The sequence below is a fragment of the uncultured Pontibacter sp. genome, assembly GCF_947495565.1.
Taxonomy (GTDB): Bacteria; Bacteroidota; Bacteroidia; order Cytophagales; family Hymenobacteraceae; genus Pontibacter.
The window spans coordinates 304,975-330,553 of sequence record NZ_CANLZM010000001.1; the positions used below are offsets into that span (position 1 = coordinate 304,975).

Sequence of the window (25,579 nt, forward strand, 5' to 3'; positions counted from 1 at the left end):
CATATAAACGCCCGCCTAGTACTAATAACCAGGCGGGCGTTTATACTTTGCGGTAAGTATAATTTATACTTTAACGTAAATGCGGTTGCGGTCCATCAGGTAACCCATCAGCCAGTGCAGCAGCATGTAGGCAAGGGCAAACATCAGAGAGGCAAATTCTCCCTCGCCCCAGCTCAGGAACCAGTTTTGGTAAATCCACCGGCTTAGGCGGGTTTCTTCATCTACTTTTATAAAGCTCAGCGTTTTGATAATCAGAATGGACATGCAGAAAATGAACAGCGGGTTTTTGCCGAAGACCTCAAAAAAGTAAGTCCACTTTCTGTAGTTCAGCACCTCTATTACAAGCATCAGCGTAGCCAACACCAGCAGCACCAGTCCCACAGAGTATAAAGTATAAGTGCTGGTCCAGAGCGCCTTGTTAATCGGGAAAACAGTATCCCACAGCAGTGCTGCCACAATAACAGCTGCCCCGGCAATATTCAGTTTAAAGACAGTGCTAAGGTTGTTGCCATACCGCTGAATTGCCATGCCGGCCAAATAACCAGCCACCACGTTTACAGCTGCAGGCAGCGTGCTCAGCAGTCCTTCCGGATCAAACGGAATGCCGTAACCCTTGTAAAGATTCTCCGGGGAGAAAAACAGCAGGTCAAATTTGAGAGCTGCATTGCCCTCTAGTGAATAAGGGTCTGGTTGATTGCCGAAGAAGTATGAAACAGCCCAGTAGCCTAGCAATACCACGGCACTAAAAATAATAGAGCCCTTAATTTTAAGGTAATGAATGGCCAAAGACCCGATGAGGTAGCAGAGAGCAATGCGCTGCAGCACGCCCATCACTCGTATGCCTGTAAAGTTTATCAGCCCCAGGCCACCGCCCTCGGCATGCGCCACAAACGGAAAGGCGCGCAGTAGTACTCCGATAAAAAAGATAATCGCGGCGCGCTTAAACACCTTCTTCAGGAAAACACTATCCGGCTGCAGGTCGAATTTGCGCATGCTGAAGCTCATGGCATTTCCCACAGCAAACAGAAAAGCCGGAAAAACAAGGTCTGTAACAGTAAAGCCGTGCCAGGCAGCGTGCCGAAGCGGTGCGTAAATAGAGCCCCAGCTGCCCGGTGTATTCACGATCACCATCAGTGCCACGGTAAGCCCTCGCAGCACATCCAGCGACAGGTAGCGTTCAGATCTTTTCTTTGTGAGAGGTGTTGATGCTGCAACTGCGTTTGCCATACGTTAAGGTTCAGGAGTTAGAGTAAAGTATAGAATATCGCTTTAAGATATAGATAATACCCGATATTTTGGGTCTAATCAGCCTAAATCAACAAGGAAACATAAAAAAAGCGGCAGCCGGTTTTACGCAGCTGCCGCTTCTGTACTTTATACTTTAATCTGTAATTCAGCTTACTGTAAGGTGCAGTTCAGGCAAAGTTATACTTAATAACCTAGCTTCTGGCGCACACGCTCCAGCACCGGTGTTGCAATGGCTTTCGCTTTCTGGGCACCTTCCAAGAGTTTCTTATCCAGCTCAGGCAGGTTGTTCATGTAGTAATTAAAAATCTCGCGCTCCTTGGCATACTTGCGAATAATGAGCTCGTAAAGGGCTTGCTTAGCATGGCCATACCCGTAGCCGCCCGCCAGGTAGTTCTGGCGCATTACCTGAATTTCCTCTTCTGAGGCCAGCAAGCTGTAAAGTTTAAAAGTTGTGTCCTGGTCCGGGTCCTTAGGCTCCTCTAGTGCTGTACTGTCTGTCACAATGCTCATGATGGTTTTGCGCAGCGGTTTGTCTGCTTCAAAAATATCGATGATGTTGCCGTACGATTTACTCATTTTCTCGCCGTTAACGCCGGGCACGGTCATCACGGTCTCATCGGTTTTAGCCTCCGGCAGCACAAAGGTGTCGCCGTAAATATGGTTAAATGAGCTGGCAATGTCGCGGGTGATTTCCAGGTGCTGTATCTGGTCTTTGCCTACCGGTATAAAGTTGGCGTCATACATCAGAATGTCGGCGGCCATCAGTACAGGGTAAGTAAACAAGCCGGCATTTACATCCGCAAGGCCGCGGCGCGAAGATTTGTCTTTAAACGAGTGGGCATTTGCCAACATCGGGAAAGGCGTATAGCAGCTCAGGTACCAGCTCAGCTCCGTCACCATCGGCACATCCGACTGGCGGTAAAAAATATGCTTATCCGTATCGAAACCAAAGGCAAGCCAGGCTGCAGCCACCGAGTAGGTATTGTGTCGTAAGGTCTCTGCGTCGCGGACTGTAGTCAGCGAGTGCATATCGGCTATAAAGTACATGGCCTCCTGGTCTGAGGTTTCGGAGAACTTGATAGCAGGAATAATAGCGCCCAGCAGGTTGCCCAGGTGCGGGCGGCCCGTGCTCTGGATGCCTGTAAGATAACGTGCCATAGGTTAGGGTGTTCTTTGTTTGATTGCAAATTACGCGAAAATGCTGCAAACATGCTTAGCCCATTCAGCACAAATCCATACCTGTAGCTTTAAAGTTTGCGGAGCGAGTAGTTCTTAGCGTCGCTGATCTCCTCCTGCCGGTTGTTGAGCAGCTTTACTTCGGTATCGCTTACCTGCAGGAAATACATCAGGTCCAGGTCGCCTTCTGTCGGGATGAGCTGCAGGATCACGGCTTCTGGGTTATGCTTATTGCCTCTGGCTAAAATCCATTTTCCGCTGCCGGTAACTATGTTATTTTCAGCTGGTTTGCCCACATGCATTTGCTTGATTGTAAAGATGCCGTTGGTATCTTTAGAGTTTCGGGTCAGTATCAGTTCCGTCCGGATTTCCTGGCAGTCTGAGCAGGCAAATTTACCCCTGAAAGTGCCGTTTGGTGGAGCCATGGCAGGAGCAGGAGCTTTTTTCTCGGCACTCGCAGCTGCAGTCTTTCCTTTTACCGTCGTTTTTTTAGCGGCTGACTTGCCGCCGCTTCTGCTTTCTTTCAGCCAGTCCTCATAGCTTTTGCCGGTTTGCGCCTGTGCCTGCTGCAGCCCAAACGTACAAGAGAATAGGACAAAAATTGCGATGATTGCTTTCATATGGTAAGTGTTTTTATGCCGGTTTATACGTATCAGAAAGTGTACCGCAATTGCGATAGCAGTCACTTTCATATCCTGATACAGTTTAAACTGCCTTAGGAGAAGGATTATTGTGCTTTAAGGCAGTTGGGATACTGAGAGAGGATGCGTCAGGAGCAGGAATTGAAAAGCCGCGGAGTGCAGTAGGTATGCTTTAAAATTGGATCTTCTCTGGAAGCAATCATACTTGTGATGATGTAAAACAGAAAAGGCCAGGTATCTGCCCGAAGCAAAACCTGACCTATCTGTAATCAACCATCAACGAATATAGTTAAGCGGCCGCCATTAGCTGCTGCCGCTTTTTCTGCCTTACCGAACTGATATTGGATAGCACAATTGCCAGCAGAATCAGCGCCACGCCCAGCCATTGCATCACTTTTACATCCTCCTGCAGCACCAAGCTAGACATAAGCACAGCCACAGGCAACTCAGCAGCGCTAAGTATGGCGCTTAGCCCAAGCCCTGTTTTCGGGATACCGTAGGCATAGAATAGCGGCGGGATAACCGTACCAAACAAAGCCAGTACCAACCCCCACTTCAGCAGGCCGTTAAGCAGCGCCCCATTCACCAGAAACACAGGCGGAAAAATACTGAATATCAGCAAACAGGCTCCGGTAAGTATAAGGGCACTTTTAGTAGTAGGGTGCAGCGTATTGCCGGCCGAGCCGTTTATCATCAAAAAGAAAGTATAGAAAAGTGCGGCTAACATGCCATACACTATGCCTGCTACATCAAAATTAGAAATGCTTTCGGAGAACAAGCGGCCCGCCAGCGCTGTGCCTAAAAGTATAAGCACTACCATGCCTAACTGAAAGCGGCTTGGCAACTTACGCTTTATAGCAGACTCCAGTAGCAGGCTCATCCAGGTGAACTGCATGAGCAGCAGGATGGCGATGGAGGCAGGTACTGTTTGAACACATTTATAGTAGAAAATGCTGACAAGGCCGGTGCTGGTGCCCATAGCAACCAGTTTAAGCTTTTCCCTGAACGACGTGTCATTGCTTTTGCTGCCAAGCAGCTTGCGCAATAACACGATGGTCCAAAGAATAATCAACCCAAAAAAAACCTGAGTGCCCGTTACTTCACCCAGATCAAAACCTTCCTTGTAGGCTAGCTTAACAAAAGTAGAAAGTACGCCAAAACTACATGCGCCCATAAATACCAAGGCGACTCCTCTGAACATAATTGTCCCTCCAGTCTAAAATATTAATCAACCAAAAATAGTAAAGGAGGGGCCGACACAGCCCCAAAAGAGATTGGGGAGCTGTTACAGGTCGTGCAGCTCGTAGCCTGTGATGAAAATCTGTGTATGTGCTAAATGTGCAGGCATTTTCTATTTTGCAAGACTACAAAGATAAGGCACGCGCAAGTATAAATCCAAAAGAAAAAGTTGTTGCAACTATAATTTGTTGATTGTCAGAATGAAATTTTTCATGGCTAGAATTCGCTTTCTGCAGCGGCGGCCTCTATTTGCTGCTCCGCCTGCCGCTCGCCCAAGTAGCCATCTATCAGGTAGTGGGCCAGGTACAGGAGCGGAGTTAGAAGTATGGCCACGCTAAACTTGTAGATGTAGTTGATGAAAGCAACAGATAGCACCTGTTGCAGGCTCCAGTTACCGAACACGAAAAAGGCGATGAACAGCACCACCAGTGAGTCGATGATCTGGGAGACGAGGGTGGAGCCGGTGGCGCGGAGCCAGATTTTTTTGCTGCCGGTAAAACGGCGCAGCCAGTGGAACACCGTGGCATCCAGAAACTGCGAGAGCAGGAAAGCAGCCACAGATCCAAGTATAATGCCCAAACCCTGGCGATACACGCTGTTATAGGCATAATTAATATCGAAAGGGTTGCCGCTGGCGTCGGTGCTGTTTACATCAAGCCAGAACTGGGCGGGAGGCAGGCCGGTTACTGCCGTTATCACCACAAAGGCATATAGTATAAGTATAACAGTAAGTATGCTGACTTTCTTTACGCCGGCTTTTCCAAAGTATTCATTTATGATATCAGTGGTGATAAACACAATGGGCCAGATGATGACACCGGCAGTCAGGTTAAAGTCCAGTAGCTCGCCGGCGATCGGAATTTGCGCGCCTGGCAAACCAAAGAGCGCCTCCCCGGAAAAAATCTTAACACCGATAAGCTCAGCCAATAAGGCATTGGAAATAAAGATACCGCTGAGCACCAAGAAAAGATTTGTGCGCTTGCGTTGCTGTGTAGCCGTGACTATACTTTCCATAGTTCTGGGTTTATACTTTGGCAGTGCCAGTGTGGCGGAAATCTAATAAAGAAAGGTTATACTTACTGGTCGCAGACGCTAAAAATACTGCCTTCCGTAGCCAGGTCCGTAGCCGCAAAAACCTCCTGCGCTTCCTGCAGTAAAGGTGTCAGGTCTTTGTAGCGTACCGAAAAGTGGCCGATGAGCAGGTGCCGCACTTCAGCGGCTGTGGCTATCTCTGCCGCCTGCCGGGCTGTGCTGTGGTAAGTATAACTGGCACGGTCGCGCAGCTCGTCAGTAAAAGTAGCTTCGTGGTACAGCAGGTCTACGTGGCGGAGGTAAGGGAGCAGCGATGGCTTGTAGCGGCTGTCGGAGCAGTAGGCGTAGCTGCGGCTGCGCTTGGGCTCCAGGGTTACCTCGCTGTTGCGCACCAGTATGTTCCCTGCTTCGTCTTTAATGTCTTCGCCCCACTTCAGGCGCACCAGCTGCGGAGGCCGCAGAAAATCAGGTAGTTTATCTTTAATGAGAGGACGCGGCTTCTGCTTTTCACGGAACAAAAAACCGCAGCAGGGCACGCGGTGCTCCATGGGTATGGTGTGCACGGTTATGCTTTTATCCTCGAAAATCTTTCTGTAGCAGGTAGTATCCAGCTCATGAAACACAAGCTTGAAGTTGAGGTTGGTGCCAGAGTACTTAAACTGCAGACTAAGGATTTCGGAGAGGCCGGGAGGGCCGAAGAGGTGCAGCGGCGATTGGCGGCCCTGCAGGTGCATGGTGGAGATGAGCCCTGCCAGACCGAAGTAATGGTCGCCGTGCAGGTGGCTGATGTAAATATTGCAAATGCGCTGATGCTTTATCTTGTAAAGCATCAGCTGCATTTGCGTACCTTCTCCGCAATCAATCAGGTGGGGCTGATTGCCAAGTGTAAGAACCTGGGCGGTATGGTGCCTATTTGCCGAGGGAGTGGCCGACGAACTACCAAGAATTCTGAGTTCGAAATCCACAACGGCTTTTTACTTAGTCTTCCTTATTAGTCAGATCCTGCTCAATCTCGTGCAGAAAAACACGATCAATCGCCTCTTCCACAGTTGGCAGGATGTTTAGCACAGACTCCAGCTTAGAGATTGAGATCAGCTTCATTACGTGGTCTTGCAAACCGGTCAGAATCAGCAAGCCGCTAGATGAGTTGCATAGGCGGTTAGCGATCAGTATGGAGCTAAGGCCGGACGAATCTGTATATTTAACTTCGCTCAGGTCTAGAATCAGGTTGTTGATCCCTTCTGCATTCAATTTCACGAACTCAGACTTCAGGTCTGGCGCGATCGAAGTATCCAACTTCTTCTCATCTATCGTGATAATCGTGTAGTTTTCTTTCTTATCTATCGTGTACTTCATAGTCAACCAGTAAAGGATTTAAATGCGAATGTACCAAAATCTACTTTAACAAACTTAATTTTTGGTAGTAAAAATATTGTCATTAATGTGTTGCTCAATGCGTTTGAACACTGAGTTGTAATCTTCTTTCAGGAATTTTTCGCCTGTAAATACTTCATAGAGCTCTATATAGCGCTCAGAGATGCCGCCTACAACCGCATCTGTCATTTCAGGAATCTGCTGCCCGTCTTTGCCCTGAAAACCGTTTTCGATAAGCCACTGGCGAACAAACTCCTTTGAGAGCTGACGCTGCGGCTCGCCGTTTTGCTGGCGCTCTGCGTAGCCTTCGCTGTAAAAGTATCGCGACGAATCTGGTGTATGTATCTCATCAATAAGGTACACCTCTCCGTTATACTTGCCAAATTCATACTTGGTATCCACTAAAATCAGGCCGCGCTGCAGTGCCAGTTCGGTACCGCGCGCAAACAAGGCGCGGGTATAACGCTCCAGCACCAGGTAATCTTGTTCAGACACGATGCCATTTGCCAGAATTTCCTCTCTCGAGATATCCTCATCGTGGCCCTGATCGGCTTTGGTAGTAGGAGTGATGATCGGCTCTGGCAGCTTATCGTTTTCGCGGAGGCCTTCGGGCAGTTGCACACCGCATACAGTGCGTTTGCCTGCTTTGTACTCGCGCCAGGCATGGCCCGCCAGGTAACCACGAATCACCATTTCAACCCTAAAAGGCTCGCAGCAGTAACCAATTGTAACATTTGAGTCTGGTGTGCTTAGCACCCAATTCGGAACTATATCAGAGGTGGCTTCTAGATTGAGGCTGGCAATCTGGTTCAGCACCTGGCCCTTATAAGGTATAGCCCGCGGCAGCACTACATCGAACGCAGAAATACGGTCGGTGGCTACTACTGCCAGCTTATCCCCGAAATAATAAACATCGCGTACTTTGCCCTTGTAAAAGCCGGTTTGGCCGGCAAAGGAGAAGTTAGTTTCTTTAATGGCCTCCATTAAGTTAGTGTCGTTATAGGCAAGCAAAGTTAATTATATTTTACAGGGCAGGAAAAAAATCTAAAGGTTGATACTAAACTCAGACCAAAGGCTAAATATATAGGTAGCCAGAGATATTGAATTATACTTAGGGTATGGCTTTAAGTTTTATACTATAAACGCTATACTTTGCATATTACCCTGAACTTTCGGAATGAAGCTGCTGCTGTTGCTGCTTTGTGTTATCAGGCCGGTAACTGATGATGTTCTGAACCATTCCGCCAAAGATGATAAAGTGAAAGGGAAGTACGGCATACCAGTACAAACGGCCCATTAAACCGTAAGGGCGGAAGGCGGCCAGCTGCTCCAGGTAATTGCCGTCTTTCTCCTCACAGATCCTGAACTGTAGCCACGCCTCGCCGGGCAGTTTCATTTCTGCATAAAGCAGTAAACGTTTATGCATTTTATCAGCCACCAGCACGCGCCAGAAATCAATGGTGTCGCCGGCCATTACATCGTTCGGGCTACGCCTGCCGCGCCTAAGCCCAACACCGCCCACCATTTTATCCATCAATCCGCGTATGCGCCACAGAAAGTCTGTCTTGTACCAGCCACGCTCTCCGCCGATGCTCCAGATGTTGTCCAGTACTTCGTTGGGGGAGCGGTTAAACTTCAGACGCTGTTTATCGGTCAGCACCCCATGCTCTGGTATTTGTATAAAATCCATATAATTGAGGCGCATGGTGCCGCTTACAAGTGCATCTTTCCAGCTGGATATTACTGAGTTTTGCTCAATTCTGGCATAGGCCAAACTTACAGCCTTCTCGTAGGGTAGGCAGTGGTGCGGAATAACCTGGTTGATACGTTTGTCTTGTACCACAGCATCGTTACGCAGGCTATCTACCAGGCTTTGCGCTAAAGTATGGTTGGTGCTGGTTACAAAATACAGCCAGTAGGAGGAGATGCGCGGCGTAAGCACAGGCAAGGTAATGATGTAACGTTTCAGGTGACGCACTTCGGCCAGTTTAAGTAGCATCTGTTTATAGGTCAGCACATCGGGGCCGCCAATTTCAAAGCGTTTGCCGTAGACGTCTTCGCGTCCTAACACCTCCGTCAGGTAAAAAAGCACGTCGCGGATGGCGATGGGCTGGCAACGGGAGTTCAGCCATTTGGGCGTTACCATAACCGGCAGTTTTTCTACCAGGTCGCGGATAATCTCAAAAGAGGCGCTGCCGGAGCCGATGATAATGGCAGCCCGGAGCACGGTGAGTTGCGCCTTTGCCGTCTGCAGCACATCTTCAACGTGCCGGCGGGAAGACAGGTGCTTTGACAGGTTTTCAGCATTGGATATGCCGCTCAGGTAAACTACTTGTCTGGCAGTAGTGGTGTTCAGGTAATTTACAAAGTTTTCAGCAGCCACACTTTCAGACGCGGAGAAATCATCACGGCTAGAGCCCATGGAGTGTACCAGGTAGTATGCCGCATCAATATCGGTGGGAAGTTGCACAAGTCTGTCTGGGTGCAGCAAATCGCCGCTCACCACCTGCACTTTCTCTTTCAGGGTCCAAGGCAAATCGAAGCGGCGCGGGTCACGCACTACGCACACCACCTCATACCCCTGCTCCACCAGCAAAGGCAGCAGTCGCTTGCCAATATATCCGTTAGCCCCAGTGAGCAGTATTTTCATGGTTTTATACTTCGTGCAAATGCGCTTATACTTTCTGAACAGGTGGAAGGGCATTTAGTTACTTTAATTTCTTTTCCTCAACAAGATTTATACTTTGTAACTTAGAGAAAATAGTTCTGTATAAAGCAGGAAGTATAAATTTAGATAACAATGGACCAATATTTACAGGCAGCTTTAGAGGAAGCGAAGAAAGGCTATGCAGAAGGCGGCATACCCATTGGATCGGTGTTGGTGCACCAGGGTAAGATTATCGGCCGCGGCCATAACAAAAGGGTGCAGGAGGGAAGCGTGGTGCTTCACGGAGAAATGGATGCGCTAGAAAATGCCGGACGCCAACCTGCCTCTGTTTACCGCGAGTGTATACTTTATACTACCTTGTCGCCCTGCCCCATGTGCTCCGGCACCATTTTGCTGTACGGTATACCTAAAGTGGTAATCGGCGAGAACCGCACTTTTATGGGCGAGGAGGAGCTTCTCCGGTCACGTGGTGTGGAAGTAGAGGTAGCTGATAGCCCGGAATGCGTGCAGCTGATGCAAAAGTTTATCTCAGAAAAGCCTGAGCTCTGGAACGAGGATATCGGCGTTTGATGTCGCCTGCTACTCCCCCTACAGATGCCCCAGCACCTGGTTCACCTGCTTCTGCCAAAGCTGTTTCTCCAGTATAACGGGCGGTGCAGCGCGCTCCATGCAATCTAGGGCGGGGCAGCGCTCACAGGTTTCGTTCACTTTCCGGATTGTGATGGCTGGGTCTTCCAGGAAGTGGAGCTTGTTACGTAGGTTCTCGTTTAGCAGCAGGCCGATGCTTACCGTGCCGTGGCGGCTCTCGGAGGGCTGCGCCAGCGCCAGCACCAGGTACTCGTTTACAGAGTTGATATAAGAAGACCGCTGCACACCCACCAGTGACTTGTCGGGATTCTCCGGCTTCTCCAACTCCTGGAACAGCGTGAGCGAGATCCAGCGGCGGCAGTAGTGCTCGTTCAGGAAAGAGGCGTGCGGGTTGTGCAGCCCGGCCAGGTGCAGCTCTTTGCTAAGTATAAACTTGTCGTGTGCAGGCTTGTGGTGGAAGCGCAGAAAAAACAGCTGCTTGATGTTAAAAAACTTAGGCAGGAGCGAGGTAAGGCGGTGCAGCAGCGTTTCGGGCGAGGTGTCATACTTCTCCATGAGCTGCAACAGGCGCTGCGGCTGCCAGGTGTTGAGCTCAAAAAAACCTTGCATGTCCTGCACCAGCCTGTCTTGGTTCAGGAGTAGGGCACCCGCAAAGTATGAAGCTTTAAAATTATTGAGAACCTCCTCAAAAGAGCCCACCTTAACCCAGGTAGAAGTATAAGGCCGCTCCTGCAGCTGCAGAAACTGGAACCCCAGTTCTCGCGCCACGGCAAAAGCTTTCTGATGTTCCGTTAGGATGGGGTTGAGCAGCAGGCGCGGATTTTGGCCAGGTATGAACACCGACCGTAACGGGGCCAGCTCCGGGTGCGCCGAAAAACCATCAAAGCTGGTGCTGATGCCATACTGCTGCAGCAACAGGTCAGCCAGTTCTTCAAATGTTGATGTGGCCTCGGCATCTAAATCAAACTGCTCGACAAACCGCTCTGCCTCCAGCTCGATTTCCTCAAAGTAGTTGTCATGGAGCTCCTGGTAAGAGCGGAGCGCCGAAAAATAAAACTGCTCCACCCGCAGGTCAAAGGCGCGGGAGATTTCCAAAAGTGTGTTCACGAAAGCACTCAGCTTTGCCGGTGCGGTGGCAAACAGATCCAGCACGCGGCTTATGTCCAACCCGAAATGCTCCAACGGCAGCTCGGAAAGTATGTTAGACTGCAGCAGTTCGCCCACCGGCTGCAGGCGCTTGCTCAGCTGCAGCGACACTAGGTAATCATAGGTTACGCCCAGGGCATCGGCAATAATAGCCACTTTGCTCGGCTTTGGGTGCTTTTTGCCTTTCTCTATCTCATTAAGGTAAGATACGGAGATGCCGGTTTTACCTGCCAGATCCGTTAGCGAAATGCCTTTGTCTGTTCGCAACTGTTTCACTTTCAGTCCGAAAATCATTCGGATAACGTCTTCCTGCAGTTTCATGGGCGGGTATAAATCACTATTAATACTTCAAGTAAGGGCTTTTTGCGATAATCTCATAAAAAACGTAAATAATTTATTAGCGAAAATTCGCCAAAATAAAATTGTTCGCGTAAAAATGTAAAAGTACCTTTAAATAAAAGTATAAAACATTAAACTCTGATTTATGATTATCGAAAGCATTATTGAAGTTAAAGGCAACATGCAACCTGATTATGAGAGTATATTGACTCCGGAAGCACTGGAGTTTCTGGAGATGCTGCACCAGAAATTTGAGCCGCGCCGAAAAGAGCTGCTGCAGCTTCGGGCGGAGCGCCAGAAAGCCATTGATGCCGGGGAGCCGCTGAACTTCCTGCCGGAGACGGAGGAGATTAAAACAGGCAACTGGAAAGTAGGGGACATACCTACAGATCTGCAGCTGCGCCGCGTGGAAATTACCGGACCCGTGGACCGCAAAATGGTTATAAATGCGCTGAACTCTGGTGCCAACGTGTTTATGGCTGATTTTGAGGATGCCAATTCCCCGACTTGGGAAAACGTGGTGCAGGGGCAGCTTAACCTCCGTGATGCCATTCGCCGGGAAATCGATTTTACAGTACAGAATGGCAAAACATATCGGCTGAACGATAAAGTGGCTGTACTGAAAGTGCGTCCGCGCGGCTGGCACCTGCCGGAGAAACATGTAACTATTGGAGGCGAGCAGATTTCCGGCGCTCTGTTCGATTTCGGTTTATACTTTTTCCATAACGCAAGGGAGCTGCTGCATCGCCGCACCGGTCCTTACTTCTACCTGCCCAAACTGGAGAGCCACCTGGAAGCCCGCCTTTGGAACGATGTATTTGTGGCGGCGCAGCAGGCGTTGGGTATTCCGGTTGGTAGCATTAAGGCAACTGTGCTCATAGAAACCATTCCCGCCGCTTTCGAAATGGACGAGATTCTGTATGAGCTGCGCGAGCATATTGTAGGCCTGAACGCTGGCCGCTGGGATTATATTTTCAGTGCCATCAAGAAATTCAGAAACCGACCCGAAGTGCTGTTCCCCGACCGCACGGATGTTACCATGCAAGTACCGTTTATGCAAGCCTATACTTCGCTGCTGGTAAAAACCTGCCACAACCGCGGCGCACATGCTATGGGCGGTATGGCCGCCTTCATCCCGAACCGCCACAACCCGAAGGTAAACGAAAACGCCTTTGCCAAGGTGAAAGCCGACAAGGCCTTTGAAGCAAAAAGCGGCTTTGACGGAACCTGGGTAGCGCACCCGGATTTAGTGGCGGTGGCCCGTGAGGAGTTTGACAAGGTGCTGGGCGAGAAGCCGCACCAGAAGGAGGTGCTGCGCGAGGATGTGCAGGTAAAGGCTGAGGATCTGACGGACTTCCACATCCCCGGAGGTAAAATAACAGAGGCTGGTCTTCGGCTCAACATCAACGTGGGTATTATGTATATCGGCAGCTGGCTATGCGGCACAGGCGCTGCAGCTATCCATAACCTGATGGAAGATGCCGCCACTGCCGAAATATCACGGGCGCAAGTATGGCAATGGCTGCACCACCCACACACCAAAACCGACGACGGCGCGGAAATAACTGAGGAGCGCGTGCTGCAGCTGATAAAAGAGGAAACAGAAAACATAAAAGAAGATGTAGGCCTGGTGATGTTCAAGAACTGCCATTATGAAAATGCCTCCCAACTCTTCTCAGAACTTGTGCTCACCACCTGCTTTGTCGATTTCCTGACGCTGCCTGCTTACAAGTACATCGACTAATCATCTCCTTAACCAAAGTATAAAATCTCAAAAACCAAAGCCATGACAAAGAAAGATAGAATCCAGAAAATTGAAAGAGATTGGATCGAGAACCCGCGCTGGGCAGGCATCCGTAGGCCCTATAGCGCCGAGGAGGTGGTAAAGCTGCAGGGCTCGGTGCAGATTGAGCATACCCTGGCCCGCAACGGTGCCGAAAAAATGTGGCGCTTGCTGCACTCCGAAAATTATGTGGCTGGCTTGGGGGCGCTTACCGGTAACCAGGCGGTGCAGGAGGTAGAGGCCGGCCTAAACGCCATTTACCTGAGCGGCTGGCAGGTGGCCGCTGATGCTAACCTGGCAGGCCAGATGTATCCGGATCAAAGCCTGTACCCAGCCGATTCGGTGCCGAACGTAGTGAAGAAGATCAACAATGCCCTGCTGCGCGCCGACCAGATACAGAGCGTAAACGGGGAGGGAGAGAAGGATTACATGGTTCCAATTGTGGCGGATGCCGAGGCTGGCTTTGGCGGTAACCTAAATGCCTTTGAATTGATGAAGATGATGATCGAAGCCGGGGCAGCCGGTGTGCATTTCGAGGATCAGCTGTCGTCGGCTAAGAAGTGCGGCCACCTGGGCGGCAAGGTGCTGGTGCCTACGCAGGAGGCCATCAACAAGCTGGTGGCTGCCCGGCTGGCTGCCGATGTGATGAGCGTGCCCACTATTGTAGTGGCACGAACTGACGCCGATGCCGCCAACCTGATAACCTCAGACATAGACCCGCGCGACCACGAGTTTATACTTGACCAGCCGCGCACTAGCGAGGGTTTCTACCACGTGCATTGCGGCATGGAGCAGGGGATAGCACGCGGCTTGGCCTACGCACCTTATGCCGACCTGATCTGGATGGAGACCTCCCACCCGGACCTGGAGCAGGCGCGCCAGTTTGCCGAGGCCATTCATAAAGAGTATCCCGGTAAACTGCTGGCCTATAACTGCTCTCCGTCTTTTAACTGGGCCGCCAAACTTAGCGTAGAGCAGATGGAGACTTTCCGGGAAGAACTGGCAGCTATGGGCTACAAGTTCCAGTTCATAACGCTGGCTGGGTTCCATGCGCTGAATACCAGTATGTTTGAGCTGGCTAAGGCTTACAAAGCGCGCGGTATGGCAGGCTACTCAGAGCTGCAGCAGCGGGAGTTTGCCCTGCAGCCGGATGGCTTTAAAGCCGTGAAACATCAGTCGTTTGTGGGCACCGGCTACTTTGATGCTGTACAGAACACTGTAACTTCCGGCGCTACCTCCACTGCCGCACTGGTGGGCTCTACCGAAGAAGAGCAGTTTCATTAGGCTAAAAGGATAAACAGTTCGGGTGAAGAAAAAAGCGCCTGCCACAGGGTTTGCTATGGCAGGCGCTTTACTATTAAAGTCGTCTCGGCAAAAAATTATTTTTCATTTTCGGGCGTGTAGCCAAGTCGTCGGGCGCGTTTCTCCCAGTTCTGGCGTGCCCATTTCTGCAGGTCGGCCACCTGGTCTAGCTCATCAATAATTTCCATGCCCAACAATGTTTCAATAATGTCTTCCATACTTATTAGGCCGGCTGTGCCACCATACTCATCCACCACCAGGGCAATCTGCTCCTGTTGCTCCAGCAATCGGTTAAAAAGCGTAGGAATGGCCATGTGCTCCGGCACTACCTGTATTTTTCGCAGAACTGACTTTAGCGGCAGGTGCCCCTCGTTGTTGATTATCTTGTAAAGCACTTCCTCCTTCAGGATAAAACCTTGAATATCGTCCAGGTTGGTGGAGTAAATAGGAATACGGGAAAAGCGCAGATCCGGGAAATCGCGGAAGAAATCAGTCATGGTCATATCCTCTTGGGCACTTACAATAACGGTGCGGGGAGTCATGATGTGGCGCACCAGGATACTGTTAAACCGAAGTATGTTCTGTATAATCTGGGATTCTCCTTTCTTGAAAATTCCTTCTTTAATGCCAAGCTCGGCCATGGCTGTAAAATCGGCCCGACTAAGTACGCTGCGGCCTTTCTCTGTTTTAAGGCGCTTCGTGATGAACTGTGAAAGTATGATAAAAGGATACAGTGGAGAGTAAATCAATATTTTAAGCGTGCGCACCGTAAAAGGCGTCAGTTGCTTCCAGTAGTTGGCGCCAAGGGTTTTAGGAATAATCTCTGTGAAGATCAGGATGATGACGGTTAATACCACAGATATTACGGTCAGGTACTCCTCGCCCCAGATATACTGGGCCTGTGCGCCCACACCGGCAGCGCCAATAGTATGGGCAAAGGTGTTCAGGGTAAGTATGGCGGCCAGCGGCCTGTCAATGTTGTCCTTAAATTCTTTCAGGTCGTTGCCTAAAGCTGGGCTCTGGCTGTTTAAAATACTGGCGTGAGATGGTGTGATGCTAAGCAGGGTCGCCTCAAGTATGGAGCACAGAAATGAGAAAAATAGCGCAATGGCAAGGTATAAAACGAGTAAACCCATTTAGTGGTGTATAGCTTTAAATGAAAAATATGGTTTAATAAGCGGTAATGGCGTGTAAGTTAAAAATTTTTTAATGCACCACCCGAAGTATAGGCTCCGGCAGCGGCTGGTGCGTTTCGTTGTCGGCAGTAAAATAGCCAACCATACTCGGCCCATAGCCAAGGTTTATCTCAATAAACTTGTTCTTCTCGGGCAGCATCTGCACAATTTCCTCACGCAGTTTGTCCAGGCGCTGCACCATTTCCTGTAGCTGCCCCTCCGAAATATCCGGCACTTCCTTTAGGGTGGTGGCGGTGTTTTCTGCTGCCTCCTGTACCGGCCCCTGCTTCCTGGTGAGCATATCCACTTCCGATTTACGGATATCTTTTTCGAGGTTTAAATATTCTTGCACCTTCTCCTCCAGCGGCACCAGAGAATCGTCTAAATATTGAATCAGGTTTTCCATAGCATTATTGTTTAGCCAGTATAGTATGTGGCATTAGAACTTATCTTTTCCTGAAACGAAGTATGATGCCGGTAGGTTAAGCATGCCAGCACAGGCTTACAGCCAGGCAATGAGTTTAAGCAGCACAGGCAGCCTGTTAGCATAAGAGCAGCGGCAAATCAAAGTATAGCTTTGCACTTTTTTAGCTTCTTTGATAAACGTACCTTTGGCAGAGGCAGTAAGTTATACTTTAAACTGACCTTATACTATGAAAATAATAGAGTGCCCACGTGATGCCATGCAAGGCATCAAAGAATTTATACCTACCGATGTTAAGGTAAAGTACATTAACCAGCTCCTGCAGGTAGGTTTTGACACCATTGATTTTGGCAGCTTTGTTTCTCCGAAGGCTATTCCGCAGATGCGCGACACGGCTGAGGTGCTGGAGCGGCTGGAGCTGGATAGCACAGCATCTAAACTGCTCGCTATTATTGCCAATACACGTGGGGCCGAGGACGCCGCACAGCACCAGCAGATCGATTACCTGGGCTTTCCGCTTTCCGTATCTGAGACTTTTCAGCAGCGCAACACCAACAAAAGTATAGCCGAGGCCATGCAGCAGTTGGCCGAAATTCAGGACATCTGCCACAAGCACAATAAAACGCTGGTTACTTATATCTCGATGGGGTTTGGCAATCCTTACGATGACCCTTGGGATGTGGAGACGGTGGTAAAATTTGTGCATGAGCTGGATAAACTGCAGGTAAAGGTTGTGTCGCTGTCCGATACCATTGGCGTGGCCTCGCCGGAAAATATCACCTACCTGTTCAGCCACCTTATTCCGGCATTTGAGCAGATAGAGTTTGGGGCGCACCTGCATACCACGCCAACCACCTGGCAAGAGAAAGTAGAGGCGGCTTACCAGGCCGGCTGCCGCCGTTTTGACGGAGCCTTGCGCGGTTACGGCGGTTGCCCTATGGCCAAAGACGACCTGGTGGGCAACATGCCTACCGAAAATATGATCAGTTTCTTCGAAAATAATGGCGTAGATTTGCACCTCAACAAAACCGCCCTGCAAGCCGCCATGGCCGAGTCCGGGGCTGTATTTTTATAGTTTATGGCAAGCAGAAAAATTGTAGATATATTTATTCCTTGCTTCGTGGATCAGCTGTTTCCGGACACGGCCATGAACATGGTGAAGGTGCTGGAAAAGGTAGGCTGCGAGGTGCGCTACAACCCCAACCAAACCTGCTGCGGACAGCCCGCTTTTAACGGCGGCTTCTTTAACGAGGCCCGCGAAGTAGCCGATAAGTTTCTGGAGGATTTCACCAGCGATACCTCGCGTTACATCGTAGCGCCGTCAGCCTCTTGCGTAGGCATGGTGCGCAACGCTTACCAGGATATTTTTGTGAAATCGTCGAAGCTGGTAAAGTATAGAGCCATGCAGAAGAAGGTGTTCGAGCTGACAGAATTCCTGACCGACGTGCTGGGCATTACACGCATTGAGGGAGCCTCGCTACCCGGCCGTTTCACCTATCACGATTCATGCAGCGCCCTGCGCGAGTGCGGCATTAAAGCTGGCCCGCGCGAGCTGCTGAGCAATGTTCGTGGTCTGGAACTAGTGGAGATGGAAGATAATGAAACCTGCTGCGGTTTCGGCGGTACCTTTGCCGTTAAGTTTGAGGCAATCTCCACAGCTATGGCCGAACAAAAGGTAGATAACGCGATAGCCACCGGAGCAGATTATATTGTATCCACCGACAGCAGCTGCCTGATGCACCTGGAGGCTTACATCAAGAAACAGAGCAAACCAATCAAAACGATGCACATTGCCGATGTGCTGGCAAGCGGCTGGTAAGTATAAAGCATACTTGTATAAGTAAAAAGGCCTGCACAATTCATACTTGCGCAGGCCTTTTTTGTAGATGTTATTCTTGCTTAGCGGCTGATGAAGTAACTAAGTCCAAAATTAAGATAACTGCTGTTTAGATCTAGGCCAAACTCGGAGTGTTCATAGTCATCATTCTGGTCATTTTTAAACTCGGTTTTATACTGAGCGTAGCCCAAGAACCCAAAGGATGCAGACAGTCCAAATTTTGAAGTAGGGAAGAAGGAGATGCCGGGAGACACTCCTGCCCTGAAGGTGCTGTTGGTGCTCTCCCTACTTTGTATATCGCCCTTATACTCGGATGTACTTTTCGTCTTGCCGAAGCCAACAGAGCCGGTCCCGGTAAAGAATACTTTCTCAGTTAAGCTGAAATATCTTGTGATAAATGGACTTACATGATAGCCGTTATTAGTGGATTCAACATCTACAGTATAAGGGCCACTGTAGTAGCCTCCGTAATGCACTTCTGTTGATTTGGAAACTTCACGGGTATAGCTCATTCCCATTCCTACCGCTACGTTGTCTTTCACAAAATAACCTACTGATGGACCTAAGTTGAACCTGTTGCTCTTTTGATCGGTACCGTAATCCCTGCTGATACTTTTAAAACCAAATGAACCTGCTATCTCAACCGTTCCCTGAGAGGTTTGCGCGAAGGCTCCCGTGCACAGTAGCGCCAGTGCTGCGGCTCCTAAAAGCTTTTTCATGTTTGTTTTCTTTTGTGTTAAAATACTTGGTGTTCAAATATATATAAATATTTTAATTTGATAATGTTAAAGCAGTTCGATTTATACTCTTTTTGCCTCTAAGCACTATGGCAGCCTATTTTGCCCCGAAGCCGTATAAGCCTTCAAATATTTAAAAGTGGCAGAGGTTAAGCAGAAACAGAGAATCACGAGCAACAACAGGCCGCTCCGCCAGTCGCTGAAGGAGTATGCGCGGGGGATAACCGGCGGTTTGCTGTTCAGTTTTCCGTTGCTGTATACCATGGAGGTGTGGTGGGCCGGTTTTATTGCTTCGCCGCTGCAACTGCTGTTGCTGGTGGCGGTAACTTACCTGCTGCTGCTTGGCTATAACCGCTTTGCCGGCATGCGCCCCGATGTATCCTGGAAAAGTGTGATGGTAGACTCCGTGGAGGAAATAGGCATCGGTTTGCTGCTGTCCTTTGCAGTGCTGTACATGCTTAACCGCATCGAGTTTGCAGAGATGAGCATTGATGAGATAATGGGCAAGGTGATTATTGAGGCAATGGCAGTATCCATTGGAGTTTCTGTTGGCACAGCGCAGTTGGGTGTAAATGAGGAGAATGCCGAGGGATTGGACCAGGCCGAAAAAGAGGAGAAGCAGCAGGCGGAGAAACGGAATGAAGGGTCGCTTTACAGGTCTAAGCTAAGCGTAAGTGTACTGGCGCTCTGCGGCGCTATTCTCGTCGGCGGAAACGTGGCTCCGACTGAGGAGGTTTTAAAAATAGCCCTGGATGCCTCAGCCGGCAACATCTTAACCATGGCTCTTGTTTCCATCTTGCTAAGTATGGTTATTTTATATTTCAGTGATATTAAAGGGAAAATGGATAACAACATCCGCGACCTGCTCTACCACATTACGTTTGATACATGCATTAGCTACGTGATCGGGTTAGCCGCGGCGGCGTTTATGCTGTGGTTTTTCGGTCGGTTTGATGGGGTGAGTTTTTGGGTAGCTTTTTGCCAAAGTATAACCTTAGGTGTGCTTACTTCGCTGGGTGCCTCGGCGGGACGTTTGCTTATAAAGTAAGGCTTCAAAATGACTGAAAAAGAAACTCAAGACGAAGTAAAGGACAGGAAAAACTGGTTTGAGTGGCTGGTATTTGTTGTCGGGCTTTTGTTGATGTTGCATATAATCGGCTACCTGATTTACCAGGCGTACACCCGGAAACCCGCTTCCCCTGACTTGGTGGCCGAAAACTTTCCGGACCCAAGTGAGCATGCACCTTACCGCTACCGTGTTGTGCTGCACAACAAAGGCGGTGAAACAGCAGAACAGGTTAAAGTAAAAGTAGAGACACAGGCAGGAGGCGAAGCAGTAGAGTCGGCTGACATTGATTTTCCGTTTGCCCCGCAGGAGTCGAAGCGCGAAGGCTGGGTTAATTTTGATAAAGACCCTCAGCTAGCTGATACAGTGGTGGTGAAAGTTGTTAGCTATAAGCGGCCGTAAGCATCTGTTTTGCAAATAATTTTCATTTGCGTGATGCTGCCTGCAGTAGCGGCTATACTTTAAATTAAATAAGCCTCCGTTTATACTTCCTCTCTGTACTGAATCTATACTACTGACCATCATAAAATATAAACTCAGACAGTGCAGCAAAACCGACCATGTTTGAGAACTCCTCTTGCCCTATAACAAAAACGGTGCTACCGAAGCAGCACCGTTTTCTGAAGTATAAAACTCTTGAAGTATAAGCTAAGCCTCAGGCATAATACGCACCACCAAACCATCTAGGTCAGGGTTTACGCGCAGTTGGCAGGAAAGGCGGCTGCTTTCGGTAGCATGCGGCAGCGTTTCGAGCATGTAAGCTTCGTCGTCGCTCATCTCAGGCAATTCGCTGCTTTCCAGCACCTCTACATGGCAAGTGGCGCAAATGGCCATACCGCCACAAACAGCCTGCACCGGGAATTCATTTGCCTTCAGCACTTCCATTACCGAAAGGTTCATGTCCAGCGGTGCTTCCAGCTCTATGCGCTCGCCGTTGTCCTGCTCCACATAAATATTGATAGCGTCTTTCATTATTGTAGCTCCTGAATACCGTTAACGGTAGTATACTTTAACACAAATTTTTTGTCTGGGTAAATGATATTGTAGGCACTCTGAGCCATCAGCGCAGCCTCATGGAAACCGCAAAGTATAAGCTTCAGCTTGCCTGAGTATGTGTTGATGTCGCCGATGGCGTAGATGCCAGGTACATTAGTGGAGTAGTCCTCGGTATTTACCAGAATAGCATTCTTATCCAGCTCCAGTCCCCAATTCTCGATCGGCCCCAGCTTTGGCACCAGTCCGAAAAGCGGGATGAAATTATCCACCTCTATCTTGTAAGGGTCTTTGTTGTCTATCATTACCGTTACCGCTTCCAGCTCATCCTGGCCATGCACCTCGGTTACGTTAGATTTTAAGATAAGCTTAATCTGACCTTCCTCCGCCATACTTAAAACCTTAGCCGCCGACTCCGGCGCTCCTCTAAAGCTTGTGCCACGGTGCACCAGCGTCAGCTCTTTACAAAGGCCGGCCAAGTAAATAGTCCAATCCAGGGCAGAGTCTCCGCCACCGGCTATAACCACGCGCTTATTATGGAAATGCTCCGGATCGCGTACCATGTACTCCACGCCTTTTTTCTCAAACTTCTCCAGGTTCTGGATGGCCGGTTTGCGCGGTTCAAAAGAGCCGAGCCCACCGGCAATAACCACTACCTTGCAGGCAACCCTGGTGCCGTCCACCGTGTGCACTACAAAGGAGCCGTCCTCTAGTTTTTCCAGATCCTCTACACGCTCACCCAGGGTAAAGGTTGGGTGGAAGGGAGCAATTTGCTGCTCCAGGTTTTTTACAAGGTCGCCGGCCAAAATCTCCGGAAAGCCCGGTATGTCGTAAATCGGTTTTTTAGGGTATATCTCAGACAGCTGGCCGCCAACGGCTGGCAGTGCGTCTACTACGTGGCAACGCATTTTCAGCAGACCGGCCTCAAATACGGCAAACAAACCTACCGGGCCTGCGCCCACAATGCATATATCCGTGCTTATATTACTCATAGTTTAAGTTAAGATTTCGATTTTTGTACAAGGCTAAAGTTAGCCACCAAGCGGCAGCTTCCATAGCGTTTTTTATACTTTGTAAACTTGCTTTTGCGTATGCCTGTTAAGTGTTTTGCCCCCACCGATAGACGCAGCCTAAGCACCTGAAAGGCTCTGTTGGAGTTATAATAGCTATCCAACTCCTGCCGCAGCTGTACCTCCTAAAACAGCCAAATACAAGAGTGTCACCTCAAAGGCTACGCAAGCACAAGCAAATAGCTGTGGCCATACTTGGCCGTTCAGTTCCTAAATTCAAAAAACGGTAATATGTTTTCGGGTTAAGTATAAAAAATGTCTGCACTTCAATACTGTTGCCTGTACCCAAAAGTATACTAAGTGTAAGTTGTGGATTATGTTCTGCTGCCGACTGGGGTTAATGTAAATCTTAGCGTTTTCCTGCAAAGGAGTCTTTGTGTTGAGATAGAAGTACAGATGGATCAGTGCAATTTTTTATTTGCTCATGAGTGTGCAGCTGAAGCAGAGGGCTAATTGGATGGAGAATTAGTGAGGAAAGAGCAAAAAATCCATCCTAAATTATACGTAAAAATAGTATATAGGTAGTTTAATTATATAATATAAAGAATAAATAGTGGTGATATAAGGGTGAAAGTATTTTATTAAGAAGTTAATAGCTGAACCAGCTGATTTTGTAGACCGTTAAAAGAGTAAGATTATCAACTAATAATGTGCATATCATGAACTCAAATTATCAAAACGACCGCGACTCATTCATGCAGCGTGATGTGGGCAGCGAACAATCTGGTGAAAACCCTATGCGTGCTGAAAACAGCAGGAACTTAAGTTATGGCCGTGATAATGCCAGCATGCGTGGCAACGACTATTACGGCACCCAGGGCTATAAAAACGACTACAACCGTGGCAATTACAGTGTGTCTACCTTCGGGAATAAACACCGAAGCAATACTCCCGGCTCATCTGAACTTCAGGAAAAAGATAGACTAGGTGGTTATGCAGTCAGCCCTGATAATAACTATATAGAGTTTCCAGATTACAGCAACAGGCCAACTTATGGCAGCTACGCCAGCAGCCAGGCCTATACTGATTTTATTAATCATAACTATGGTTATAGTGGTGCAGAATCTGGTACAACTGTTTACGGTGCCCCTGAGCATGGCAGCAGAAGTGAGAAAAAACGGCGCAGGTTGTATGATAATAAACCATCGGGTTTTGGTGCGCGCACTCGCTTTAAATCAGAAAACCAGGCCCGCTATAGTAAAAACGACGGTCGTCGGAGATAATACAGAGTTCACAATTTATTTATACAGCAAAGGCCTGTCACTTCGGCGGGCCTTTGCTTTTGATGTAAAGGTCCGGAACCGTTCGCGTTTTGCCTCGTTAAGAATAGACCAGAAGTATGTATAACAAACTTAACTGAACTATGAGAAACGATAGAGTAAACAGATATTACCACGGCGGCCTTTGGACCGGAAAAGATACGTATGATTTTGACCGCGACACCCGCGACGGTGACTTCGGGCGCGAACACCAGGATCGTTACCAGGGTGGCAACAACCCGCAGGACTTTAGAGACAAGCGTGATTTTGATGCCAACCGTTTTCAGAACTACCGCAGCCGCGACTATGATATGGAGGATAATTACTATGAAAACACACGCGGCCGCAGACATGACTTAGGGGACATCAGGCAAGGCTACGGCATTTCTAGCTTTGGCGGCTCCTCAAACCGCTACGACGATATTCATGATATGCAGCGTGAGCGACGGGCGCAGCAGGAGCAAGGCTACGGCTCCGGCAGGATGAGCGGCTACAGCGGTTCAAGGTTTGGAGGCTCAAACTACAGCGCTCACGGCGATTTTGGCGGTTCTCCAAGTTATGGCTCCATGAGCGGCGGCGGCGGCAATATGGGTGATTCTGTCTCCTCGTCGGGTTATGGCGGTGGCTACGGCAATACCTCTGTGCACTCCAACAGAGGCATTCCCAATTATAGTGGCTCAGGCAGTTCTTCCGGTTACAGCGGCAGTAGCCAAGGCGGCGGGCTTGGCAGTAGCTATGGAGGTAAAAACTATGGTGGCGGCATAGGTTACGAGGGCGGCCACAGAGGAGGCACTCTTGGCAGTAGAAGCTATGGCTCCTCTTCGGGCAACTATGGCGGTTATGGCTCTATGGCCAACAAAGAATCCGGATTTGACAACCAAAGCAGAGGCAACCGCTCAGACAGAGGCGGCTACCGAAATCAGGATCCAAACTATTAAAAGGCACTATACTTTGATAGCAGCACCGACAGCACCTGCCAGTAAGCGGGTGCTGTCGGTGTTTAAGAGGCTGCGGTGCAGCTTGCCAAACTTGTTTAGCAAATAACTGTTTTATACTTTTAGAAAGCGATGAAATTATGAAAAACAGAAGTGTAGCCCGCCTGCTTTTTGCAGACACGATAGACATGGGAGGTATGCCTGTGCGTCAGCCTTTCCCAACGCAGCAGGTGGAGCAGATAGACCCTTTTTTGCTGCTGCATCACCACAAAACAAAAATGCCCGAGGGCGTTATCCCTCATAAAACAGGAGTGGACCCGCATCCGCACAGAGGTTTTTCGCCTGTTACGTTCGTGTTTCAGGGAGGAGTGCATCACCGCGACTCGCGGGGTAACAACAGCATTGTGTATGCAGGCGGAACGCAATGGATGAACGCAGGCCGGGGAATAGTGCATAGCGAACGGCCACCGAAGGATATCATGGAGCGGGGAGGCGTGCAGGAGATTGTCCAGCTATGGATAAACACACCGGCAGCCCACAAAATGGACCAGCCGGAATACATGCCTCTGCTTGCTGAAGACACGCCTGAGGTAGCAGAAGAAGGAGTTAAAGTGCAGGTAATTGCCGGGGAATTTGAAGGTATTAAAGGACCAGTAAAAACACTGTCTCCGGTGCTGGCGCTTCGGCTTCAGCTTCAGGAAGGGGCAAGTTATACTTTCCATATTCCATCAGATTACAATGCTTTTTTATACTTGGTGGATGGCGCTCTGCAAGTGGCTGGCTATGGCTTGGTGGATGGGCTGCACCAGGTCGTGTTTAACCAGGATGGAGAAAGTATAACCGTCACGGCTAAGGCAGATATGAAAGGCCTTTTAATGGCAGGGAAGCCGCTTCAGGAGCCAGTAGTGGCAAGCGGACCATACGTAATGAATAACCAAACAGAAATAATGCAGGCTATGCGCGATTACCAAATGGGGAAATTCGGAATTCTGATAGAGGATTGATGCAGCTATTCGTTCAGATACAGCCAGGCTAAGGCGGCATCTACAGAGGTGAACTGCTCCATGTGGGCTTCAAAATTATAGTTTTCCTGCGCTTTCCTCATCAGGTTCTCAAACGTGATGTAGCTGAATACATCTGATTTAACCACGCGGGCTACTTTTTCTAACCGGCTTTTCAGTAGCAATGGCAAAATCTCCTTCATAATCCATTGCTGGTCCTCAAAAGTAACATGTGACAGCTGTCGCGAATCGCTAAGCCAGAGCCTGATATCTTTTTCAAGAATCAGCTTTTTAATGAGGCTTAAGCTATCACGGTATTCTATGCTATTTACACTACGTAGCCAAGTGGTGTGCAACAGTGTATCATTGTTTAAAAGCCGTATAGAAAGGTATTCGGAGAGTTCAGCGGTAGTCATAGGTAAAGAATTGGGTGCAAAAATATAAACTTAATACTATATAACATAGTGTGTATAGAAGGGTCAGAAAACAATTGCTGAGGTAGGTCAGTTGAATTTTTTCTTGATTGCTCATTTCAGAGATGCTAGA

Annotated in this window: 26 protein-coding genes; 10 read left to right on the forward strand and 16 right to left on the reverse strand. The window is 49.0% G+C overall.

Annotated features, from left to right (window positions below; genetic code table 11):
* Positions 1 to 63 precede the first annotated feature (63 nt).
* The 9 genes from Q1B04_RS01290 to Q1B04_RS01330 form a co-directional block, all read right to left on the reverse strand.
* Entirely contained in the window at positions 64 to 1,227 is a 1,164-nt protein-coding gene (locus tag Q1B04_RS01290; RefSeq protein ID WP_299754578.1) for a heparan-alpha-glucosaminide N-acetyltransferase domain-containing protein, read from the reverse strand.
* 204 nt (positions 1,228 to 1,431) lie between these two features.
* The gene (trpS, locus tag Q1B04_RS01295; protein WP_299754580.1) at positions 1,432 to 2,406 is read right to left on the reverse strand and encodes a tryptophan--tRNA ligase; all 975 of its coding nucleotides are present in this window, start codon (positions 2,404 to 2,406) and stop codon (positions 1,432 to 1,434) included.
* 89 nt (positions 2,407 to 2,495) lie between these two features.
* A complete protein-coding gene (locus tag Q1B04_RS01300) occupies positions 2,496 to 3,044 on the reverse strand; it encodes a copper resistance protein NlpE N-terminal domain-containing protein (RefSeq protein WP_299754582.1) in 549 nt (182 codons plus the stop codon).
* A 310-nt stretch (positions 3,045 to 3,354) separates the two neighbouring features.
* Positions 3,355 to 4,266 carry a DMT family transporter gene (locus Q1B04_RS01305; RefSeq protein WP_299754584.1) on the reverse strand — a complete coding sequence of 304 codons (912 nt, stop codon included), beginning with the start codon at positions 4,264 to 4,266 and terminating at the stop codon, positions 3,355 to 3,357.
* Positions 4,267 to 4,520: 254 nt separating this feature from the next.
* Positions 4,521 to 5,318 carry a queuosine precursor transporter gene (locus Q1B04_RS01310; RefSeq protein WP_299754586.1) on the reverse strand — a complete coding sequence of 266 codons (798 nt, stop codon included), beginning with the start codon at positions 5,316 to 5,318 and terminating at the stop codon, positions 4,521 to 4,523.
* A 62-nt stretch (positions 5,319 to 5,380) separates the two neighbouring features.
* Complete coding sequence (locus tag Q1B04_RS01315; RefSeq protein ID WP_299754588.1) at positions 5,381 to 6,301, reverse strand: ribonuclease Z; 921 nt, start codon at positions 6,299 to 6,301, stop codon at positions 5,381 to 5,383.
* Between the two features lie 13 nt (positions 6,302 to 6,314).
* Positions 6,315 to 6,692, reverse strand: coding sequence for an STAS domain-containing protein (locus Q1B04_RS01320; RefSeq protein ID WP_299754590.1), 378 nt, complete (start codon positions 6,690 to 6,692; stop codon positions 6,315 to 6,317).
* A gap of 54 nt (positions 6,693 to 6,746) precedes the next feature.
* Positions 6,747 to 7,694 (reverse strand): phosphoribosylaminoimidazolesuccinocarboxamide synthase, encoded by a 948-nt coding sequence (locus Q1B04_RS01325; RefSeq protein ID WP_299754976.1) that lies wholly within the window; start codon positions 7,692 to 7,694, stop codon positions 6,747 to 6,749.
* Positions 7,695 to 7,869: 175 nt separating this feature from the next.
* On the reverse strand, positions 7,870 to 9,360 hold the full coding sequence (locus Q1B04_RS01330) for an SDR family oxidoreductase (RefSeq protein WP_299754593.1): 1,491 nt from the start codon (positions 9,358 to 9,360) through the stop codon (positions 7,870 to 7,872).
* A 150-nt stretch (positions 9,361 to 9,510) separates the two neighbouring features.
* Here Q1B04_RS01330 and Q1B04_RS01335 point away from each other — a divergent pair, with 150 nt between their 5' ends.
* On the forward strand, positions 9,511 to 9,948 hold the full coding sequence (locus tag Q1B04_RS01335) for a nucleoside deaminase (protein ID WP_299754595.1): 438 nt from the start codon (positions 9,511 to 9,513) through the stop codon (positions 9,946 to 9,948).
* An 18-nt stretch (positions 9,949 to 9,966) separates the two neighbouring features.
* Here the strand turns inward: Q1B04_RS01335 and Q1B04_RS01340 are convergent, their stop codons facing one another.
* On the reverse strand, positions 9,967 to 11,433 hold the full coding sequence (locus Q1B04_RS01340) for a helix-turn-helix transcriptional regulator (RefSeq protein WP_299754597.1): 1,467 nt from the start codon (positions 11,431 to 11,433) through the stop codon (positions 9,967 to 9,969).
* Between the two features lie 163 nt (positions 11,434 to 11,596).
* Here Q1B04_RS01340 and aceB point away from each other — a divergent pair, with 163 nt between their 5' ends.
* Both aceB and aceA read left to right on the forward strand, forming a co-directional pair.
* Entirely contained in the window at positions 11,597 to 13,195 is a 1,599-nt protein-coding gene (aceB, locus tag Q1B04_RS01345) for a malate synthase A (protein ID WP_299754599.1), read from the forward strand.
* Positions 13,196 to 13,237: 42 nt separating this feature from the next.
* Positions 13,238 to 14,518 carry an isocitrate lyase gene (gene aceA / locus Q1B04_RS01350; RefSeq protein WP_299754601.1) on the forward strand — a complete coding sequence of 427 codons (1,281 nt, stop codon included), beginning with the start codon at positions 13,238 to 13,240 and terminating at the stop codon, positions 14,516 to 14,518.
* Positions 14,519 to 14,613: 95 nt separating this feature from the next.
* On the opposite strand, the gene Q1B04_RS01355 is transcribed toward aceA, so the two are convergent.
* The gene (locus tag Q1B04_RS01355; RefSeq protein WP_299754603.1) at positions 14,614 to 15,672 is read right to left on the reverse strand and encodes a CNNM domain-containing protein; all 1,059 of its coding nucleotides are present in this window, start codon (positions 15,670 to 15,672) and stop codon (positions 14,614 to 14,616) included.
* A gap of 70 nt (positions 15,673 to 15,742) precedes the next feature.
* Positions 15,743 to 16,117 carry a hypothetical protein gene (locus Q1B04_RS01360; protein ID WP_299754604.1) on the reverse strand — a complete coding sequence of 125 codons (375 nt, stop codon included), beginning with the start codon at positions 16,115 to 16,117 and terminating at the stop codon, positions 15,743 to 15,745.
* A gap of 247 nt (positions 16,118 to 16,364) precedes the next feature.
* Between Q1B04_RS01360 and Q1B04_RS01365 the strand changes: the two genes are divergently transcribed.
* Both Q1B04_RS01365 and Q1B04_RS01370 read left to right on the forward strand, forming a co-directional pair.
* Positions 16,365 to 17,210 (forward strand): hydroxymethylglutaryl-CoA lyase, encoded by an 846-nt coding sequence (locus tag Q1B04_RS01365; protein ID WP_299754605.1) that lies wholly within the window; start codon positions 16,365 to 16,367, stop codon positions 17,208 to 17,210.
* A gap of 3 nt (positions 17,211 to 17,213) precedes the next feature.
* A complete protein-coding gene (locus Q1B04_RS01370; protein ID WP_299754606.1) occupies positions 17,214 to 17,954 on the forward strand; it encodes a (Fe-S)-binding protein in 741 nt (246 codons plus the stop codon).
* A gap of 80 nt (positions 17,955 to 18,034) precedes the next feature.
* Here Q1B04_RS01370 and Q1B04_RS01375 read toward each other — a convergent pair whose 3' ends face one another.
* On the reverse strand, positions 18,035 to 18,691 hold the full coding sequence (locus Q1B04_RS01375) for an outer membrane beta-barrel protein (protein WP_299754608.1): 657 nt from the start codon (positions 18,689 to 18,691) through the stop codon (positions 18,035 to 18,037).
* A gap of 157 nt (positions 18,692 to 18,848) precedes the next feature.
* Between Q1B04_RS01375 and Q1B04_RS01380 the strand changes: the two genes are divergently transcribed.
* Together Q1B04_RS01380 and Q1B04_RS01385 are read left to right on the forward strand one after the other, a co-directional pair.
* A complete protein-coding gene (locus tag Q1B04_RS01380) occupies positions 18,849 to 19,757 on the forward strand; it encodes a TIGR02587 family membrane protein (protein ID WP_299754610.1) in 909 nt (302 codons plus the stop codon).
* 9 nt (positions 19,758 to 19,766) lie between these two features.
* Complete coding sequence (locus Q1B04_RS01385) at positions 19,767 to 20,177, forward strand: hypothetical protein (RefSeq protein ID WP_299754612.1); 411 nt, start codon at positions 19,767 to 19,769, stop codon at positions 20,175 to 20,177.
* 246 nt (positions 20,178 to 20,423) lie between these two features.
* Here Q1B04_RS01385 and Q1B04_RS01390 read toward each other — a convergent pair whose 3' ends face one another.
* Positions 20,424 to 20,747 (reverse strand): 2Fe-2S iron-sulfur cluster-binding protein, encoded by a 324-nt coding sequence (locus Q1B04_RS01390; RefSeq protein ID WP_299754614.1) that lies wholly within the window; start codon positions 20,745 to 20,747, stop codon positions 20,424 to 20,426.
* Positions 20,747 to 21,760, reverse strand: coding sequence for an NAD(P)/FAD-dependent oxidoreductase (locus tag Q1B04_RS01395; protein ID WP_299754616.1), 1,014 nt, complete (start codon positions 21,758 to 21,760; stop codon positions 20,747 to 20,749). The genes Q1B04_RS01390 and Q1B04_RS01395 overlap by 1 nt, the downstream gene beginning before the upstream one ends.
* A gap of 737 nt (positions 21,761 to 22,497) precedes the next feature.
* Between Q1B04_RS01395 and Q1B04_RS01400 the strand changes: the two genes are divergently transcribed.
* The 3 genes from Q1B04_RS01400 (at position 22,498) to Q1B04_RS01410 (ending at position 25,036) form a co-directional block, all read left to right on the forward strand.
* Positions 22,498 to 23,061 carry a hypothetical protein gene (locus Q1B04_RS01400; RefSeq protein ID WP_299754618.1) on the forward strand — a complete coding sequence of 188 codons (564 nt, stop codon included), beginning with the start codon at positions 22,498 to 22,500 and terminating at the stop codon, positions 23,059 to 23,061.
* A 140-nt stretch (positions 23,062 to 23,201) separates the two neighbouring features.
* Positions 23,202 to 24,035 carry a hypothetical protein gene (locus Q1B04_RS01405; RefSeq protein WP_299754620.1) on the forward strand — a complete coding sequence of 278 codons (834 nt, stop codon included), beginning with the start codon at positions 23,202 to 23,204 and terminating at the stop codon, positions 24,033 to 24,035.
* Positions 24,036 to 24,172: 137 nt separating this feature from the next.
* Positions 24,173 to 25,036, forward strand: a complete 864-nt coding sequence (locus Q1B04_RS01410) for a pirin family protein (RefSeq protein WP_299754622.1) — start codon at positions 24,173 to 24,175, stop codon at positions 25,034 to 25,036.
* Between the two features lie 5 nt (positions 25,037 to 25,041).
* Here Q1B04_RS01410 and Q1B04_RS01415 read toward each other — a convergent pair whose 3' ends face one another.
* On the reverse strand, positions 25,042 to 25,449 hold the full coding sequence (locus Q1B04_RS01415; RefSeq protein WP_299754624.1) for a hypothetical protein: 408 nt from the start codon (positions 25,447 to 25,449) through the stop codon (positions 25,042 to 25,044).
* Between the last annotated feature and the right edge of the window lie 130 nt (positions 25,450 to 25,579).

Bases quoted from the DNA above. Each gene is read 5' to 3' on its own strand.
- Q1B04_RS01290 (WP_299754578.1), bottom strand. From the start codon at position 1,227: ATGGCAAACGCAGTTGCAGCATCAACACCTCTCACAAAGAAAAGATCT.
- trpS (WP_299754580.1), bottom strand. From the start codon at position 2,406: ATGGCACGTTATCTTACAGGCATCCAGAGCACGGGCCGCCCGCACCTG.
- Q1B04_RS01300 (WP_299754582.1), bottom strand. From the start codon at position 3,044: ATGAAAGCAATCATCGCAATTTTTGTCCTATTCTCTTGTACGTTTGGG.
- Q1B04_RS01305 (WP_299754584.1), bottom strand. From the start codon at position 4,266: ATGTTCAGAGGAGTCGCCTTGGTATTTATGGGCGCATGTAGTTTTGGC.
- Q1B04_RS01310 (WP_299754586.1), bottom strand. From the start codon at position 5,318: ATGGAAAGTATAGTCACGGCTACACAGCAACGCAAGCGCACAAATCTT.
- Q1B04_RS01320 (WP_299754590.1), bottom strand. From the start codon at position 6,692: ATGAAGTACACGATAGATAAGAAAGAAAACTACACGATTATCACGATA.
- Q1B04_RS01325 (WP_299754976.1), bottom strand. From the start codon at position 7,694: ATGGAGGCCATTAAAGAAACTAACTTCTCCTTTGCCGGCCAAACCGGC.
- Q1B04_RS01330 (WP_299754593.1), bottom strand. From the start codon at position 9,360: ATGAAAATACTGCTCACTGGGGCTAACGGATATATTGGCAAGCGACTG.
- Q1B04_RS01335 (WP_299754595.1), top strand. From the start codon at position 9,511: ATGGACCAATATTTACAGGCAGCTTTAGAGGAAGCGAAGAAAGGCTAT.
- Q1B04_RS01340 (WP_299754597.1), bottom strand. From the start codon at position 11,433: ATGAAACTGCAGGAAGACGTTATCCGAATGATTTTCGGACTGAAAGTG.
- aceB (WP_299754599.1), top strand. From the start codon at position 11,597: ATGATTATCGAAAGCATTATTGAAGTTAAAGGCAACATGCAACCTGAT.
- aceA (WP_299754601.1), top strand. From the start codon at position 13,238: ATGACAAAGAAAGATAGAATCCAGAAAATTGAAAGAGATTGGATCGAG.
- Q1B04_RS01355 (WP_299754603.1), bottom strand. From the start codon at position 15,672: ATGGGTTTACTCGTTTTATACCTTGCCATTGCGCTATTTTTCTCATTT.
- Q1B04_RS01360 (WP_299754604.1), bottom strand. From the start codon at position 16,117: ATGGAAAACCTGATTCAATATTTAGACGATTCTCTGGTGCCGCTGGAG.
- Q1B04_RS01365 (WP_299754605.1), top strand. From the start codon at position 16,365: ATGAAAATAATAGAGTGCCCACGTGATGCCATGCAAGGCATCAAAGAA.
- Q1B04_RS01370 (WP_299754606.1), top strand. From the start codon at position 17,214: ATGGCAAGCAGAAAAATTGTAGATATATTTATTCCTTGCTTCGTGGAT.
- Q1B04_RS01375 (WP_299754608.1), bottom strand. From the start codon at position 18,691: ATGAAAAAGCTTTTAGGAGCCGCAGCACTGGCGCTACTGTGCACGGGA.
- Q1B04_RS01385 (WP_299754612.1), top strand. From the start codon at position 19,767: ATGACTGAAAAAGAAACTCAAGACGAAGTAAAGGACAGGAAAAACTGG.
- Q1B04_RS01390 (WP_299754614.1), bottom strand. From the start codon at position 20,747: ATGAAAGACGCTATCAATATTTATGTGGAGCAGGACAACGGCGAGCGC.
- Q1B04_RS01395 (WP_299754616.1), bottom strand. From the start codon at position 21,760: ATGAGTAATATAAGCACGGATATATGCATTGTGGGCGCAGGCCCGGTA.
- Q1B04_RS01400 (WP_299754618.1), top strand. From the start codon at position 22,498: ATGAACTCAAATTATCAAAACGACCGCGACTCATTCATGCAGCGTGAT.
- Q1B04_RS01405 (WP_299754620.1), top strand. From the start codon at position 23,202: ATGAGAAACGATAGAGTAAACAGATATTACCACGGCGGCCTTTGGACC.
- Q1B04_RS01410 (WP_299754622.1), top strand. From the start codon at position 24,173: ATGAAAAACAGAAGTGTAGCCCGCCTGCTTTTTGCAGACACGATAGAC.
- Q1B04_RS01415 (WP_299754624.1), bottom strand. From the start codon at position 25,449: ATGACTACCGCTGAACTCTCCGAATACCTTTCTATACGGCTTTTAAAC.